General features: G+C 42.0%; 18 protein-coding genes. All 18 read right to left on the bottom strand.

Annotated elements, in window-relative coordinates; all coding sequences use genetic code 11:
• Positions 1-120: 120 nt before the first annotated feature.
• The 18 genes from ABIN22_RS06695 to ABIN22_RS06610 all read right to left on the bottom strand — a co-directional run bounded on the left by ABIN22_RS06695 (position 121) and on the right by ABIN22_RS06610 (position 16,721).
• On the bottom strand, positions 121-978 hold the full coding sequence (locus ABIN22_RS06695) for an aldo/keto reductase (protein ID WP_346907472.1): 858 nt from the start codon (positions 976-978) through the stop codon (positions 121-123).
• 29 nt (positions 979-1,007) lie between these two features.
• The gene (locus ABIN22_RS06690) at positions 1,008-1,772 is read right to left on the bottom strand and encodes an SDR family NAD(P)-dependent oxidoreductase (RefSeq protein WP_346907470.1); all 765 of its coding nucleotides are present in this window, start codon (positions 1,770-1,772) and stop codon (positions 1,008-1,010) included.
• A 32-nt stretch (positions 1,773-1,804) separates the two neighbouring features.
• Positions 1,805-2,701 (bottom strand): class II fructose-bisphosphate aldolase, encoded by an 897-nt coding sequence (locus ABIN22_RS06685; protein ID WP_346907468.1) that lies wholly within the window; start codon positions 2,699-2,701, stop codon positions 1,805-1,807.
• Between the two features lie 35 nt (positions 2,702-2,736).
• Positions 2,737-3,279, bottom strand: coding sequence for a hypothetical protein (locus tag ABIN22_RS06680; RefSeq protein ID WP_118622458.1), 543 nt, complete (start codon positions 3,277-3,279; stop codon positions 2,737-2,739).
• Between the two features lie 52 nt (positions 3,280-3,331).
• Entirely contained in the window at positions 3,332-3,736 is a 405-nt protein-coding gene (locus ABIN22_RS06675; protein WP_118622456.1) for a PTS sugar transporter subunit IIA, read from the bottom strand.
• Between the two features lie 36 nt (positions 3,737-3,772).
• Entirely contained in the window at positions 3,773-5,404 is a 1,632-nt protein-coding gene (locus ABIN22_RS06670) for a PTS system mannose/fructose/sorbose family transporter subunit IID (RefSeq protein WP_118622454.1), read from the bottom strand.
• 90 nt (positions 5,405-5,494) lie between these two features.
• Positions 5,495-6,553 (bottom strand): 2-hydroxyacid dehydrogenase, encoded by a 1,059-nt coding sequence (locus tag ABIN22_RS06665; RefSeq protein WP_346907466.1) that lies wholly within the window; start codon positions 6,551-6,553, stop codon positions 5,495-5,497.
• A gap of 48 nt (positions 6,554-6,601) precedes the next feature.
• Positions 6,602-7,090: a PTS sugar transporter subunit IIB gene (locus ABIN22_RS06660; protein WP_118622450.1), complete on the bottom strand. Its 489-nt coding sequence runs from the start codon at positions 7,088-7,090 to the stop codon at positions 6,602-6,604.
• A 30-nt stretch (positions 7,091-7,120) separates the two neighbouring features.
• On the bottom strand, positions 7,121-8,011 hold the full coding sequence (locus tag ABIN22_RS06655; protein ID WP_346907464.1) for a class II fructose-bisphosphate aldolase: 891 nt from the start codon (positions 8,009-8,011) through the stop codon (positions 7,121-7,123).
• Between the two features lie 201 nt (positions 8,012-8,212).
• Positions 8,213-9,070, bottom strand: a complete 858-nt coding sequence (locus ABIN22_RS06650; RefSeq protein ID WP_346907462.1) for a class II fructose-bisphosphate aldolase — start codon at positions 9,068-9,070, stop codon at positions 8,213-8,215.
• Between the two features lie 22 nt (positions 9,071-9,092).
• Positions 9,093-10,040 carry a phosphotriesterase family protein gene (locus ABIN22_RS06645; RefSeq protein WP_346907460.1) on the bottom strand — a complete coding sequence of 316 codons (948 nt, stop codon included), beginning with the start codon at positions 10,038-10,040 and terminating at the stop codon, positions 9,093-9,095.
• Between the two features lie 17 nt (positions 10,041-10,057).
• Positions 10,058-11,023, bottom strand: coding sequence for an aldo/keto reductase (locus tag ABIN22_RS06640; RefSeq protein WP_346907458.1), 966 nt, complete (start codon positions 11,021-11,023; stop codon positions 10,058-10,060).
• 161 nt (positions 11,024-11,184) lie between these two features.
• A complete protein-coding gene (locus tag ABIN22_RS06635; protein ID WP_346907456.1) occupies positions 11,185-11,898 on the bottom strand; it encodes a GntR family transcriptional regulator in 714 nt (237 codons plus the stop codon).
• Positions 11,899-11,973: 75 nt separating this feature from the next.
• Positions 11,974-13,425 carry a PH domain-containing protein gene (locus ABIN22_RS06630; protein WP_346907454.1) on the bottom strand — a complete coding sequence of 484 codons (1,452 nt, stop codon included), beginning with the start codon at positions 13,423-13,425 and terminating at the stop codon, positions 11,974-11,976.
• A 62-nt stretch (positions 13,426-13,487) separates the two neighbouring features.
• The gene (locus ABIN22_RS06625) at positions 13,488-13,877 is read right to left on the bottom strand and encodes a GntR family transcriptional regulator (protein ID WP_346907452.1); all 390 of its coding nucleotides are present in this window, start codon (positions 13,875-13,877) and stop codon (positions 13,488-13,490) included.
• A gap of 238 nt (positions 13,878-14,115) precedes the next feature.
• Complete coding sequence (locus ABIN22_RS06620) at positions 14,116-14,667, bottom strand: CarD family transcriptional regulator (RefSeq protein WP_243099462.1); 552 nt, start codon at positions 14,665-14,667, stop codon at positions 14,116-14,118.
• A 124-nt stretch (positions 14,668-14,791) separates the two neighbouring features.
• The gene (locus tag ABIN22_RS06615; protein ID WP_346907450.1) at positions 14,792-15,706 is read right to left on the bottom strand and encodes a carbohydrate kinase family protein; all 915 of its coding nucleotides are present in this window, start codon (positions 15,704-15,706) and stop codon (positions 14,792-14,794) included.
• 25 nt (positions 15,707-15,731) lie between these two features.
• Entirely contained in the window at positions 15,732-16,721 is a 990-nt protein-coding gene (locus ABIN22_RS06610) for an AraC family transcriptional regulator (protein ID WP_146203329.1), read from the bottom strand.
• Between the last annotated feature and the right edge of the window lie 81 nt (positions 16,722-16,802).

The following is a 16,802-nucleotide window of genomic DNA, read 5'->3' as shown; positions in this document are numbered from 1 at the left end:
ACTATTTAATTTTCAAAGTACATATTTTCAAATTCCCGCGGGGGACAAATATTCCGCAGTCTGCCTAAATACGCAAAGGAAACATATCTTTTATGATATGTTCCCCGTCTCTGCGCATAATTACCATAAAATAGGAAAATCATCCGGATTATATTCATCCACTATAGGAAGAAGAATCGGTCGCTGACATTCCATCTTATTAATTGTATCCATCTCCCCTTCTGTCAGTTCAAAGTCAAAAATATCAATATTTTGTTTAATATGTTCTGGTTTTACAGATCCCGGAATCGCTATAAATCCTTTCTGTATCTGCCATCTCAAAATAATCTGGGCCGGTGATTTTCCCCTTGTGTGCGCAATTGCGGCTATTTTCTCATCCCGAAGCAGAACTCCACCGCCTAATGGCTGCCATGATTCCACAGCTATTCCATTCTCCCGGCAAAAACCTGTAACTTCCAGATTTTCATAATAAGGCTGGCATTGTATCTGATTTACCATAGGAATAATTTCACATTCCTTCATAATTTTTTGAAAGTGCCTGACAAAAAAATTACTTACACCGATCGCCCTTATAATCCCGTCTTTATATAATTTCTCACAGGCTTTCCATGCCTCAAGATATAATGCTGGTTTAACCGGCAGCGGCCAGTGAATCAGATACAGGTCTAAATAATTTGTCTGAAGATCTTCCAGCTGCTGATACACTGTATCTATTGCATCCTGATAAGCATGTCTTAGTGTTCTGGATTTACTTGTAAGAAATATATCCTGTCTGCTTTTTGCATATTTCTGCAGGGAAATTCCCAGTTCTTTTTCATTCTTATAGCAATAAGCACTGTCAAATGACGTATAGCCGGCCTCCAACGCGCTGGATACAGCCGCATCCATTTCCTCCTGGGTATGTGCATTCATCATACCAATCCCAAGTTGGGGAATCTCCACACCATTTGCTAATTTCACAACCGGAACTTTATCCATCCTAGTTACTCCTTTCATCTATCCTTGTCCTAGAAGCCAAGCATCATCCCTCCAGTATAATCAACCGGGGCTCCAACAGAGAGCTGGTTCTGTTCACTCGCGAGAAAGGCAACCATCTTGCCAAATTCATATGGCTGTCCAAGTCTTCCTGTCGGACACCGTTTAATCCTTGCCTCCATTTCTTCCTTAGTCCACTTCGACATCATCTGGTTCATAACAGACCCCGGCATGATTCCATTTACGATAATTCCCTTGTCAATCAGGTCTACCGCCAGCTGCTTCGTAAGACCCATTTCTGCCGTTTTATTTGTCACATAGCATGCTCTGCCCTTCGTCGTTGTCGTAAGGGATGCCTTACTTAAAACATTCACAATGTAGCCTTTATGCTCCTTTGCAATCATTCTTTTTGCAAATTCTTTACACATCATGAACATACCTGTCACATTATTATCCAGACTTTCCTTCCACTCTTCCAGAGAAATGTCCCAGATCATTGTCGTGATGCCCCCACCCGCGTTATTAATCAAAACATCCAGATGTCCAAACGTCTCTTCTGCAAAATCAAAGATACGCATCACATCATCCGGCTTGCTGACATCAGCCTGAACGCCAAATATTCTGGCATGATATTTATCACGCATAGACTGAATAAAAGCCTCACTGCCTTCTTTATCTGACCGGTAATCTACAATCAGGTCCGCCCCTTCTTCTGCAAAGACTTCTGTTATCCCGCTTCCTATTCCTTTTGTACCTCCGGTAACGATTACTGTTTTTCCATGAAATCCTAAATCCATACCTATTTCTCCCTTCTATAAAGAATAGTGTGTTAATGTGACTGTTTTACCTCACCCTCATCAAATATAATCCTGCGATCTAAAATGCCGCCCCCGGCCTCCCAGACCTTTCCTGCACTCCCGCTGAATTCCACGACTTCCTTTAATCTGCGTTTGAATCCTTTTATCAAATTCGGATAAAACTCAAGGAGAAAATCCTTTTCCAAATCCATCTTCTGTACTTCCCGGGCAGCACTTGTCAGTAAGTCGGTATAGATATTCATTTTATTAATCCCCAGCTCACAAGCTTTCTTTAACAAGTCATCACCTGTTCCCGAGCTGCCGTGAAGCACCAGAGGCACATCCACCGTCTCTTTGATTCGCTCCAATATGTCAAACCTCAGCTCGGGCTTTCCCTTATATGCCCCATGTGCTGTTCCAATAGATATTGCCAGCTGATCGATGCCTGTCGCATCTACATAGCTCTTTGCCTGGTCAGGATCTGTATACAGAGAACTATCCTCTGCGTTCACATCATTCGCCCCTACATGGCCCAGTTCCCCCTCGACGCCCACGCCGACACTATGCGCAATAGACGTCATCTCTTTTACTTGTGCTACATTTTCATCATAAGAGAGTAATGACCTGTCTACCATAATTCCTGTAAATCCAGCCCTTATTGCTGCAATATTATGTGCCATACATGCACCATGATCCTGATTTACAGCTATCGGAACACTTGCACGTTCCGCAAGCTTTGTCAGTATTTCCCCCAAAAATATAATATCCGGGTGGCAGCCATAAACAAAATCCAAAATCATTGGTGCCCGCATTTCTTCAGCCACTTCTATTGCCGCCCTCGCCTCAATTTCCCAATTTACATTTGGTGCAATAACACAATAATTATCTTCATACGCTCTCTGCGTAATTTCCTTCATCGAAACTAACATTTTCTTCCTCCTGCTATTTTATGCGAGCTTCTCCTTTATGCCTGTACCTTCGATACATGATATTTTTTTGCCAGCAATTTTTCCGCACGGTTATAATTCTTTTTACTGATATAAAAATAGGATGGTCTGGATACATAAGGGAACCTCGACTGAAATACAAGCATCATTTTTTTATCAGCTATGGCTGCGTCGCTTCTAACATGGACGGAAAATGATTTTACGTTTTTAAAATACTTCGTACCACACATCGTCACAATTCCATTTTCATAAATTCCACATGCATCAGAAAAACAGGAAATTGTGATAACCGGGAAAAAGATTTTACTTGCCAGTGCCCCCATAATTGCTGTAAAAATCATGATGTGATAGGAAAACTCATTTCCTGTTTTATAAATGTAGTAGCCTGCAATCAGAAAACAGAGGCTGGTTCGAAAGAACTGGGTCAGCAGATCCATCTTTTCAACCGTACTTTTTACCTCCATTTCACACTTTCCGATCCTGCTGAAACTCATACGGTCAATTCCCAATTGTACCAGCACTAAAATAATAAAAGTCACTGCAAAAATAAAAATGTACATTTTCCCGGCTCCTTTCTTTTATCGAACATCCTTAGATAACGTTTAGATTAATCTAATTTTGTTCCTCTAGAAAATGATTCACGTTTATAAAAACTGAACTGCTTTTTTCTAAAATATGGGCATTCAGCGTTTCCGCATCTTCTATATCTTTTAGAGAAAGTACCTCCAGCAAAATAGGAAGACTGATCCCTGTAAAGTGATAAAATTTCAAACAATTCATTATGTGTACCACTGCATTGAACGGTGTTCCGAAAAAAACATCTGTAAAGACAATGACGTCTTCTCCCTGCTCTGTAAATTCTTTGATTTTTTCTGTGATATCTTTTTCAAACTTCTCAAGGCTCGCTTCCGGATATAACCCAAAAGCAAATACATCTTCCTGTGGCCCTACAATCATTTTTGCTGCATCCAGAAATGCTTTTGCCAGGTCGCCATGTGATGCTAAAATAATTTTCACGCTGCATTCCTCCTCTAATTTTTGTTTTGACCAGACCTAAACAATCCCTATCAAGGAACCTAACAGACCAAATATAACAACACCAATTAATACTTTAACAAATGACTTTCCTTTGCTTAACAGCAGATAGCAGATACCTAAAAACAGCAGTGTAAAGAAACTCGGAATTAAACCGTTTACAATTGATGCCACATCTGTTGCACCCATACTTGTCTCCCAGCCGATTTTAATATTCAGTGACACATAACTTGCTGAAAGTGCACCCATCATCATGATTCCAAGGACACCCGCACCATAAAGTACCTTATTAACGATGGGACTATTAATTAACTTTGCAATGCCTTTCCTTCCCTGTTCATATCCAAGTTTATCCATAAAAAGTGCTACAATTGTCATCCATCCAAACCACAATACATATGGAAATGCACCCAGTACATTGCCGGCCAGTGCAAGCGGATAACAAATTGACTTAAAAAGCGGCATCATGATAGATCCTTCGAAGCTGTCTCCAATTCCTGCCAGAGGTCCCATAAGACTTGTCTTAAATGTCTGGATTGCTTCGCCTTTTTCACCTGACGGATCACCATGTTTTGCAATGTCTTCCTCCATTGCGATAGATCCTGTAACCAGTGCAGCCCCCCATGACGGGTTTGTAATGAATGGCTGTAAATGCCTGAGTATTGCTGTTTTATAACCTTCACGGTTTTCCTGATAAACACGCTTTAACGGTTCCAGCATCATGTATCCAATACCCGTACCATAAAAGTATTCCAGACACTGTGAAATACGGAAGAAACAACAGAACTTAAATCCCCACCAATACAGATGCCCTTTGCTCTTAAATGCACAGCCATCTCCATAGATCGACTGTGATGTATCATCCTCTTCATATTCCTCCTCGTAGTCTTCTTCATCGTCCTCTTCAAATCTGGATGCGGAGAATTGAACATGCAAAAATGCGAGGCATACACCGATCAATGCAACAAACACGATACTTACTTTTCCAAGGGTTATTGCGTAAAATCCCACCAGAAAATATGGAAGAAGCTCTTTCTTTCCCATAAAGTTTACACAGAGCACTAACCCCAAACCAGGCAGCATCCCGCCAATAACAGATAATCCATTGCTAAGCCATGCCGGCAGCTGTGAGACAATATCCCCTGCCGCTCCTCCGAACAGCCAAAGCAGCAGAGTTAATGGTACAATTCGAAACAGCATTGATACCACAGATGGACCTAAAATCGCATCCACCCACAATTTCTTGTACTGTTCATTCTCTACATGTGTAACTGCACGCCGGTTCCACATACCGTTAACTAAACGACGACCATTATCAACAAATGTTCCTAATACTGCAAATGGTATGGAAAAGGCAACGGCAGTTGTTGCATCCAGGCCAAACTTTATAGATATCGGGACAGTGACGCATGCCGCGAGCACTCCGTCTGACGGCAGATTGCCTCCTACCGCTATATTTGATATGTACATCATGCCTATGGAGGCCCCTACAACAAGGCCTGTCTTAACATCTCCATACACAAGACCGATTAAAAAGCCAATTGTTACCGGGTCCTGCCATCCGGCCCCGATAAAAGGAATACTGAATTCACAATATGCTAAATAGTATAAAATACCTACAATAAGTGCTTCAAAAAAAGTAAACGACATACGGTTCTCCTTTCTTATGCTATGCACTGTTATACCCTGATGTATTTGTACAGCACACTACGCTCTCCCATTCTTCTCTTTACATAACATTTATTTAATCTGACTGTGCAGAGGCCTCCCCGCCATAAATTCCGAAACATCTGACATAATAATTTCCGCAGACACCACAAACATATTTCCTGCCATCCCTGCCATATGGGGAGTCAGGATTACATTATCCAGCGTCCTCAGTACGTGATCATCTGGCAGGGGTTCAGTTTTTAATACATCAAGCGCCGCCCCTCTTATTTTCCTTGCCTTTAATGCTTCAATCAATGCATTCTCGTCGACCAGACCTCCCCTTGCCGTATTTACCAAAAACGCACTTTCCTTCATGAGAGATATCTCATGTGCCCCTATAAGATTTTTCGTCTCAGGAAGGAGTCTTGCATGGACCGTTACTGTATCTGCTTTTGACATCACTTCATCCAATGACATAATTTCCACACCCAGATCTGCCACATCTTCTTGTTTGACATAAGGGTCATATGCAATAAACTTAAATCCAAAATTTTTAAGTCTGTGAAGTACTTTCCTTCCTATGATACCGAACCCAACCATACCAATCGTCAGGTCTTTATATAATTCCGGATGAAAATAGGGCAGCAGTTCTTCTTCCATACCGGGCTTCCAGAATTTATTTACGTAAGTAATCCCCCTGTTAATATCAAGAATCAATGCAGATGTAAAATCAGCCACCGGCTCTGATACCCTTCCTGGTGCATTGCAGACCGGAACCCCTTTTTCCCTGCATGCCTCCATGTCGATATTTTCTATTCCGCTTCTCATAACAGCTACCAGTTCCAGATTTTTCGCCGCGTCAAGTAATTGTCTTCCCACAGCTGAAAAGGATACGACAATAATATTTGCATCTTCTACCGCTTTTAAAAATTCCGGCGAATGTCTTACCCATCCCGGTCCCCTTGTCTCCACTTTAAGCGCGGCCTCCCGCCATCCATCCCCCTCACAGCCCAGACCATCATCGTATACCACTTCCAGATCATAGCCGTACTTATCTGCCGTACGTTTAAACACATCATAAACTGCACCTTTGCTGAATCGTTCGTAGTTTTCCTGATGTTCTGATACAACTAACATTTTTTTTGCCATTTCCTGCTCCTCCTTGTAATGCATTTCCTTTACGTTCAATGCTAATGCCTATTTTGTCATTATCTTTAAGATCGTTTCATAACTGTTTTTTGTATCTGTAATAGTCTGGTGATTATAAACATCTACGCCATCATTATGCAGTTCTGTCAGCATTTCCATTTCTTTATCATTTAAGCAAATGGTTGCTACAACATGTCTCCTGCCCTCTTCCATCGGAACTTGTGCCACATTCAAATGGTTAAATTTGAATCCAAGCTGGTAAGCTTTATATGCATTTTCCACATTTCTAAAAATCACGATAATATTTCCGGGTCCAAACTTTGTCTCCATGTATTCCTGTACACCTTTTTCGATAGGATACGCAACGACTTTAGTCCCTTTCATGCCTGTCTGCATAATCTTTAATGATAGTTTATCTTTTGCCACCTCGTTATCAAAAATCACTATTTTTTTTGCATTCAGTGCCCTGACCCATGTAAAAGCAACCTGCCCGTGGGCCAGCCTGTAATCCACTCTGCAAAGTGCTATTTTACCCATTCTGATTCCTCCCTCCTGGTATACGGTATCCTAACCGAATAAGTCACTGTTAACCGCATGAACACCTTCCGGTTTAGCCAGCCATGCTTTGCCTTCGGATCCATATACCTTCATCTTTTCTTTTAATTTTGCTTTTGCTGCATCCCGGGAAACATCATATACGGAATATGCTTTATTGCCCGACAGGTCCGCTCTCTGCACAGCCTCACTGGCTGCCTGACACAATTCTCCGCATATGTTAATTTTATTTATCCCCATAGAGCACGCTTTAGCAAGGGACTCATTGTCTGTTCCTGATGACCCATGAAGTACAAGTGGAAATTGATTAACTGCTTTTTTTATTTCTGATAGTCTCTCAAAATCTAAGTATGGCACAAAACCTTCCGGATATATCCCATGCGCTGTTCCAATTGCTACTGCAAGACAGTCAACTCCTGTTAATTCAATAAATCTTACAGCATCCTCTACACTTGTCAGTGCTGCATCTCTATCCACATCGTACTGGACTGCCTGACCTACATGCCCTAACTCTGCCTCAACAGAGAGACCTATTGAATGAGCAATATCAACAACTTCTTTAACCTGCTTGACATTTTCCTCAAAGGATAACGTCGAACGATCTACCATAACAGATGTAAACCCGGCCTGAATCGCCCTGTAAATCTCCGATATGTCTCCGCCATGATCCAAATTGATTGCAATTGGTACGGTTGCATTTCGGGCCAGGTCCCTTACCAGATGTCCAAGAAAGTACATATCCTTGCACCCTTTTGCACCGATATCCAGAATCAATGGCGCCTGCAGCTCCTCCGCCGCCTCTATAAACGCCCTTGCATCTAACTCACTAAAAATGTTGGGGGCTGCCACACCATAATTTTCTCTGCTGGCACGGTCCAGAATTGCCTTCATAGTCACTAACATGTTAAAACCTCCTTTTGATTTGATACACTCACTAATCCATCTATCTTTATATTACGCAAATACTGTGCCAAGTTAGTGAGTCAAAAGATAGAATTCCCCACTGTAAACAAGAAAGAACTCCATGCAGGGAGCATCCCCTTCACATGGAGTTCTTTGTGTTTCGTTTTCTTTTTGTTATCATGACCTGCCCTTATTATTCCCTCATTTCATAGGAGGAGTCCCAAATATCTCCATCTGCTCCTCAGCGCATTCCTTGACAGTTTTGACGATTAACTGCTGCAAATCAATATAACGTGGTTTTCCATTCTTTTCTTCTATGGCATTGTACATATTCGTTATTGTCTTAAGCATCATTTCTGTGAAAAAGTTCACTTTTGTAATTCCAAGTTTAATCGCATTCTGGAAATCTTCCTCAGGCAGTCCACTCCCACCATGCATAACCAGAGGAACGTCTACCCTTCTTCTGATCTCCTTCAGTCTCTCGTAATCCAATTTGGGTCTGCCGCGGTATACTCCATGCACGGTGCCCACTGCTACAGCCAATGCATCAACGCCGGTCTCTTTTGCAAAGGTTACCGCATTATCCGGATTCGTAAAAAATTCTTCTTTTGCCACACTGCCCTCAGGATTCCCCTCCGGCGCAGCCACATGTCCGATCTCAGCTTCGACCTCTACATTACACGCATGGGCAATCTTTACAATCTCTTTTGTGATTGCTATATTTTCTTCAAACGGAAGCCTGGAGCCATCAAACATAATAGAGTTACATCCCGCATGAATGCCCTTCATGCAAATATCAAAGCTTTGTCCATGATCCAGATGATATACAATATTACCTGTAGACTTTTTTATTCGATCCAAATTAAAGTCATAAAATGATTCCATATCCTGCATATCAAAATAATAACTGGGAAGCATCATGATAAGTGGTTTGCCTGACTCTTCCGCTGCACGGGCCAGACCTTCTGTATAATTAAAATCTGCCGTATTGAAAGCTCCTACTGCATATCCCTGCTCCATTGCAGGCGTTAAAACTTTACTCAATTTTATTAATCCCATAATCCATTCCTCTTTTCATTGCCTATTTTTCAAAAATATCTTTTGGGTTTTCTACCAACAACTGCTCTACATCACGATCCGAAAAACCTGCCTCTTTCAATCTGGGAATCACAAACCGGTGAATATATCTCAGGTCAATCGTTTCATCTTCCATTTCTACTCTCGCTTTTCTGTCGTATTTATCATTATTTTCATAACAAATGTGGTCATGTGAAATGATAATCTGCCGGATATATCCCCGTTTCAGTAATTCAATCAATACGGCCATTCTATTTTCAAATGTATTGTGTTTATCCTGGCCAAATCTGTCCAGTCCGATATAACTTCCCCGCTTCAGGATTTTCTCTAAATATTCTATCTCGTTTGAATCACCGCAATGCCCAATCACAACATGTCTTAAGTCAACGCCAGCCTTTTCAAAAACATCCTGCTGCTTCAAACCACTTTCGTTGTGGGGATAAGTATGGGTAAAAAGAGGCAGTCCGCTTGCCATCTGTGCTTTTGCACAAGCCCAAAGCTGTCGTTCATTATGGGGTGTAACCCCTTTTTCTGTCGTCGCACACTTAATTACTGCCGGACGAATTCCGGTTCCCTGTATTCCATCATGAATTTCTCCCATTAGATATTCAAGCATAGTTTCATCGCTTGCCCCTCTGAAAAACGGTTTATCATCTGCATAAAATCCCGTAGCACAAAAAACATGAACTCCCGAAATCTCAGAAATACGCCTCATGATGTTTACATCCCGTCCAAGCCCCCATGTACTTAAATCCCCAATCGTATGGATTCCATATTGTTGGCTGATCACCCTGAGCTTTTCACCGACTTCCCTACAAACCGCTTCAAAATCAAGCCAGCCGGGGATCCCCATCCTGACATTCCAATCAGTTGCAACAAGATGCTCATGCAAGAGGGTACATCCTAGTTCTTTTGTGGAAATCTCACCGCAAACTGTATAAATCTTTTTCATAGTTTCTACCCTTCCATTTAATCAGCCATTATTCTATCGATTGAATCATCCAATTCTTTCATTTCTTCCTCATTCAATTTCCAGTTTAATGCAGCACAGTTTTCATCTGCCTCTGCTTCATTGCGTACTCCCATGATAGAGGAAGTCACTATTCCTTTCTGAATATTCCAATTCAATGCGATCTGTGCAAGCGGCACGTGGTGCCTATTATCAGATATGGCATCCATAACCTTTAATAATTCCATAACTTTTGAAAACTTTGGTTCTTCAAAGAAGTCATAAAATCCTAGTCTCGCATCCCCTGGTTCAAAGTTTGGCAGTTTTCTGACCGCCCCTGTCAGGATTCCTGCTCCAAGTGAACCGTAGCTCATAGTTCCAACGCCCAAATCATAATATTTCTTTAAATCTGCTTCCCTTGTTTTATTCACCATCGAATACGGGAACTGCACAACATCAAGAACCCCCAGTGAATACAACTGGCTCAGCATCGGCTCTGTAAAATTAGAGATTCCGGTATATCTTATTTTTCCTGCTGCCTTCATCTCCTTCAGCGCTTCTGCTGTTTCTTCCAAAGGTGTGTTTACATCCGGCCAATGAATCAAATAGACATCTATGAAGTCTGTCTGAAGACGTCTTAAAGAATCATCAACCTGTTTCATCAGACTTTTCTTACTGCTGTCACGAATTGCGCCTTTGCTGAAATCCTTATGTGCCTCATCGGGCCATCTGATTCCACATTTTGTGAGAAGGATAATTTCCTCTCTTTTTCCTTTTAGTGCTTTGCCGAGTACTTCCTCTGCATGCCCCATCCCATAGGTTGGCGCGCAATCTATAAAGTTGACACCATTATCAATCATTTTATGTATTGCCCTTATAGAGTCCCCGTCATTTACCTCTCCCCAGTTCTTGCCGCCAATAGCCCAGGTACCTAATGCAACTGGTGATACCCTCAAATCAGTTTTTCCTAATTGTCTGTATTCCATTACATTTCCCTTCCTTTCTTATTACATTTTTCGACTTCATTTTCTTTATTGTATCATTTATAATACATTTGTCAAGATATGCTATAAATAATTGTATTTTATATGCTACAATTTTACGCAAAAAAACGTTCCATAAAGGAACGTTTTTCATTCATCAAAGCTTAATGCTCTATAATATAATCAAATTTTTCTGTTAAAAAAAAAGTTTCTGAATACTCTGCCACCAGATTATTTTCTGTCAGTGCCTTAGTCAGAATATGCACTAAAGGCTGCGGCTCATCCATCTGAAGGTACAGCATCATCTCATCATCAGGCATGCAGGCGTTGATCGCTTCTCTGGTATTTAATATTTGATAACAATACTTCTGTTCCATTGTCTTTCTCAGAGAACCCTGTACAAGTTCCCACGGATTAAATTCAGGAAACATTGACTCCAACAGCCATATCTTCTGCAGTGCGAATGGTTCTCCATCCGCAAGCCTCAGGCGGTATATCATAACTACCGGAGCATTCTGGCTGCAATCCAGTCCGGCCTTTACTTTATCATCGGCCTTCTGAAGTTCCATCTTCAGAATCTTAGAAGTTACTTTTATCCCTCTTGAGGTTAAAATCTCATAAACACTTTCTTTATGGCTCCAATTTTCAAAACTGCCTTCATTCACGTAATACCGTTTATTCGTTTCGTGCACTACATATCCGCTTTGTACGAGTTCCTCCAGCCCTTTCCTTACAGTCACGCGGCTGACATTATAATGCCCGACATACCAGCCTTCCGCTCGAAGCTTTTCTCCGGGCTTCAATTCTCCCTTTATGATCTGACTCCGAATCTCCTCTGCAAACTGATGGTATAGAGGTATAGGACTATTTACATTCATAATTTCACCTCAAATTGTATCGTATATAATACAATTTTAGCATGTGTACTTTCACATTGCAAACATTTTATTAAACTACCGCGACTGCCCCTTCATTGATTCCGATTCCGCGCCATGAAGTGCACCAGATTGTCTCAACAGCAGCAGTTCTCTGTACCACTGCTCTGCTTCTCCTTCTTTCTGGCTGTTAATATACACCGTATAATCCGGCAGTTCAATTTTCAAAATAGGAGAATAATCTCTGAAGATATACATCCTCAGTTCGCCTGCTTCTTTCCCCTCAAATTTTCCAAGCATCTGCTTATTATCCGACATCCCGTTTGTCCTTGTGAAACTGCCTTCCGGCAGTTGGTCCACCAGTTCTATATCCTTAATCTCGTCTACATTGAAATCAATCGAATAAAATGGTGCAGATACCGTTACTTTCTCTCCCTCGACTTTTAAATACCGGGGAGTCAGGTCTATTTTTAAAAACATGGCGCACATCCATACCAGCATGACGCCAACAACTGCCACCATACCAATTGTCAATATTTTGCCTGCCGGGCGGGCCATATTCGTAGTATAGTTGGCGCTGCAGAACCGGTCCTGCACCCACAGCCTCTTATCGTTCGGATTGCTGTACCATCCGTTTTTCCAGTAAATATCGTCATCTAAAAACAATGGTTTATCATCTGTGTCCAGAATTTCTTTCTTTTTAAAACTTAGGTAATACATGCCTGCTAGCACTGCCAGTCCAACCGCGGTATGGATAGAAATATAGCATATGAGCGCCCAGCTGCCCATCCATTCCTGTTTTACCGTAAAATAAACAAACACGGCATAGGCTGCCAGGTTCGCATAATTCCCCGAAAGCCAGACCATTGAGAAAACACGTTTTTCCAACTGGTTGACCTGAAGATTTATCTTTGAGTCATTGCTGTAAACCTTATTGCGCACCCTGTTTGTCACCAAATGCATACAGAAAAACAGAAGGAACATCGATCCAAAAATAAGGATAAATATCCAGCTTGCAGAATACTTCATAAGCCTGCTGATCCCCGGGACAAAAGTAAGCGCTGTCCCGGCTGCCAGTACAGGGAGATGCCACAGGACAGAGAATGGAAGTTTAGCGCCGGACGCACTGACATTCGTATCAACCACAACGATTTTACTGCCGGATGCCCCCTGCCACCCCCGCTTCACTTTTAAATCATACATTCTTCTGTGATCCCTGAATAAGAGAAAAAAGGCTCCACAGCAAAAAAACAGCAGCCACAGGCACCACAACGTAATAAAGGCAGAAAAATAGAAAAGATTCAAAAAACATATTGCAGTGGAAATGATCACGTTCGCAGCATAAAACCATTTTGACCGCTTATTGTGATCCTCCAGAAACGCCTCCACTTCCGGGTCCTGCATCGCATAAGCCGGAATGTGCACTCCCAGAAGCATCCCCTCACTATACTTTTTCTTCCGACCGTAGACAGCCATAAAAATAATTATGATAAATAGATCAATAAATGCAAACATGAGTGAAAATATCATCTGCCATACCTCCGCTGATTCTGTCTTATGATACTGCTTTTCTTATAATGCTCCCCTGTCTTTTATACAGCCTCCCATTCAGGACTCATGCCGGAGAATATCTTCTCGCAAAGGGCCAGAAACTCCGACTGTTCCACGCCTTTCAGCCTTGCCTCGGCACTCAGCAGTTCCAATTCTTCTTCCAGCTTTTCTCTGAATGCCCCGCTTACATCCTCTGCCGGCCGGACAGTAGCGCCGTGCCGCCGGTCTATCTCAATAAATCCCTCTGCTTTCAAAACCTGGTAGGCTTTGTTCACTGTCATAGTATTTACCCCCGCGTCAAGTGCCATCTGGCGCACGGTAGGGAGCTTTTCACCGACCTTAAGCTCACCCTTTCCGATTCCCATAACAATCTGATTCCTTAGCTGAACATAAATAGGAACCTCCCCAGCCATATTCAGTTCTATAATCAAAACATCCACCTCCTTAAAACCAGATATCCGCAGTAGTCTGCTTTATAAGATAGCTTTTATATACGTTTATTACTTTTTGTATTATTCATTATAATACAAATAATACTTTTGTCAATTCCATTTACACAAGTTATCTATTATTTTACAACAAAAAAATGGAGCCGGGCTCCTGTGCATATGAAAAAACTTTCATGCGCAGGGAACGGCTCCATTTTCCCATAAAACATCTTTGTCTTCCTTACAATATATGTTGTTCTGCTTCCTCCTGAATGAATTTCTCTACCTTGTTAACCGGTATCTCCAACGCATAAGCTAATTCACTGTATAGTGCATGCTCGATCAGCTGCCGGTATTTTTTGTCCATACTGGTGACAGATCCCCTGCTCACTGTGCGCTTATACAAGGTCTTCAATACACAAATCCACTCTTTGGGGCTGTAGTTTGAGATACATTCCTTATACTCTTTTTCCCTCAGCTTTTCATTCTGGATCCAGAGAACATCTATGGCGTCGATGTTATGAATCAGTTCCAACGCCTCATCCCGTTTCAGCGGCTTTCTGACATTTACATTGTCCTCAGCAGGGACATATGCCTTCTCTTTGGAATCATCTAATGACTGAAGGGTATAATATTTCTTCTTCCTATCCGCAAACGAAAAATTCAGGGTGCCGACATTTTCGATTTTATAAATACCCTTACACTTGTAAACAACAACTTCACCCGGTTTCATGCTGTACATCCTTCCTTTCAAAGCGTCATCCTGCTCCTGATTATAAATATATTTTATCATTTTGCAGCTTTTCCTGTAAGGATTTTTCTACCAGAAGATTAAATTTCGTCAATTTACAATATAGCTGAGTATGCATTATTTGTGCACTTTTCGTATTGGCAGGATAATTTTACACATACTCCCATCAGTTATCATTTTGAAACGACCAGTCTGCCGCACCTATCCGGGCTACCGATTTTGCACCGCATTGATTGGCATACTTTGCACATGCCTCCAATGAAAAACCTTGGTGCAGGCCATAAATAAATCCGGCTGCAAAGCTGTCTCCCGCACCTGTCGTATCCACACAAACCACATCTTTTTCAGCAGTTATCCACATTTCACACTCTTTGTTTTTCACAAAGCAGCCATCCGCACCACATTTGATTACAACATTCTGAACCCCTGCATCGAGAAGGCATTTTGCCGCCTCTTCCACCGAGCTGCTTTGCGTCACCAGCATTGCTTCTTCTTTGTTTGGCATCAGATAATCAATTAACTTAAGAGATTCCGCGATATCCGCGGCCGTCTCCCCATTTTTACATTTCGTCATATCCGCGCATACTGTCATTCCCTGAGATTTTGCCTGCCTGAAGATGGATGCCATCTCTGCATCATTTATCATCGGAAACACAAAAATACTTGCAAAACATAAGATCCCGGCATCTTCCGGGAAAGGCAGCATAATATCGCCCGGTGAAAGTTTCCTCAGGCTGCCGTGGGGATTCGTCAGAAATACGCGTTCTCCGTCTTCTTTTACGAGCACTACGTTAATCCCTGTGTCCATCTCTTTACGCTTACAGCGTGTATTGATTTCAATTCCCGTCTGTCTGCAGTGATTCCAGAGCATCTCCCCAGCCATATCACCGCCGATTACAGTTTCCAATCTTACGTCTACTCCAAGTTTTGAAAGAATGGTCGCCTCATTCAAGGCATCCCCGCCTACTGACATATGAATCGTCTCGGCCGGATAAGAACCCGTCTGAAAGACATCCAGCTCTGCCGGTGACACGAGTATGTCGACAATCGCCGCACCTGCTATGACTACTTTATTTTTCATTGCACCGTATCTCCTGTTTCTTATTTTACTGCATAGTGTTCTTATGAATCTGCCTTTGGTACTCTTTCGGGGACATCTGATAGGTCTCTTTGAATATCCTGAAGAAATGACTGGGACTCGCATACCCGCATGCCTCCGAGACCTCATAAACCGAAAGGGCTGTATCTGCCAGCAGCCGCAGGGCCTCCTTAAGTCTGGCCTCCTTCATAATCTCCCGGCAGTTCCTGCCCGTATGCTTTTTAATGTACCCGGTCAGATAATTTGCATTATATCCAAGCTCCGATGCCATCCTTTCCATGCTTTCATGGATGCAGTGTTCCTGAATATACTGAATGATTTTCAGCGCATTTTTATCAATTCCCGAGTAACTGTACCGCCCGCTTTTTACAAGGCTGTCAAACAACAGAAGCAGCCACGCCTCCAGAGAAAATGTCTGGTGAAAGCCAGCCTGTGTATATTCCTCTACCATATTATTCATAAATACAGGAATCTCTCTGCTGTATCCGGTTGAGAAAAACATGTATTTCTGCTTTCCCCGATTATCATGGCGCAGAAATTCCGATATTGGGTTATTATCCATAACAAACTCTTTCAGTGTTCTGGAAAAAAGCTCTTCTTTTATGCAGATATTAATCAAAAGCGCCTTGGGGTTGATGCAGCGTATTTCCTGCAGTGCATACTGGTTAAGCAGGATCATATCGCCGGGGCTCATATAGAGTTCCACATCATCGATCACATTGAGAATCTCCCCCTGGCACACATAACTCATTTCAAAAAAGTCATGATTATGCCTCGGGAAATCTTCTGTCACTTCATGGCCTAATATATAAATATTTTCATTTTCAGGAAACCCCGACGTTAGATTCTGCAGATCATGGATAAAATAATGCTGCTCTAACTCATTATAATTATGTTTCAGCATTTCCCGGGGAAGTATCACTTGAGACTGCTCCCCCGGATTTTTCTGAATTTCTTTTACAACCGTGAGTGACTCTGTTATTTTGTTCTGCTTCATATACACCAACTCGTACCTTCCGAAGTAATCAGCAAGTTAATATCACCTGAGAAAATCACACTTTTTTCTGTGAAACCATTC

Origin of the sequence: Faecalicatena orotica (assembly GCF_905197545.1) — a bacterium.
Classification (GTDB): domain Bacteria; phylum Bacillota; class Clostridia; order Lachnospirales; family Lachnospiraceae; genus Faecalicatena_A; species Faecalicatena_A orotica.
This window is presented reverse-complemented; position numbering and strand designations above follow the sequence as displayed.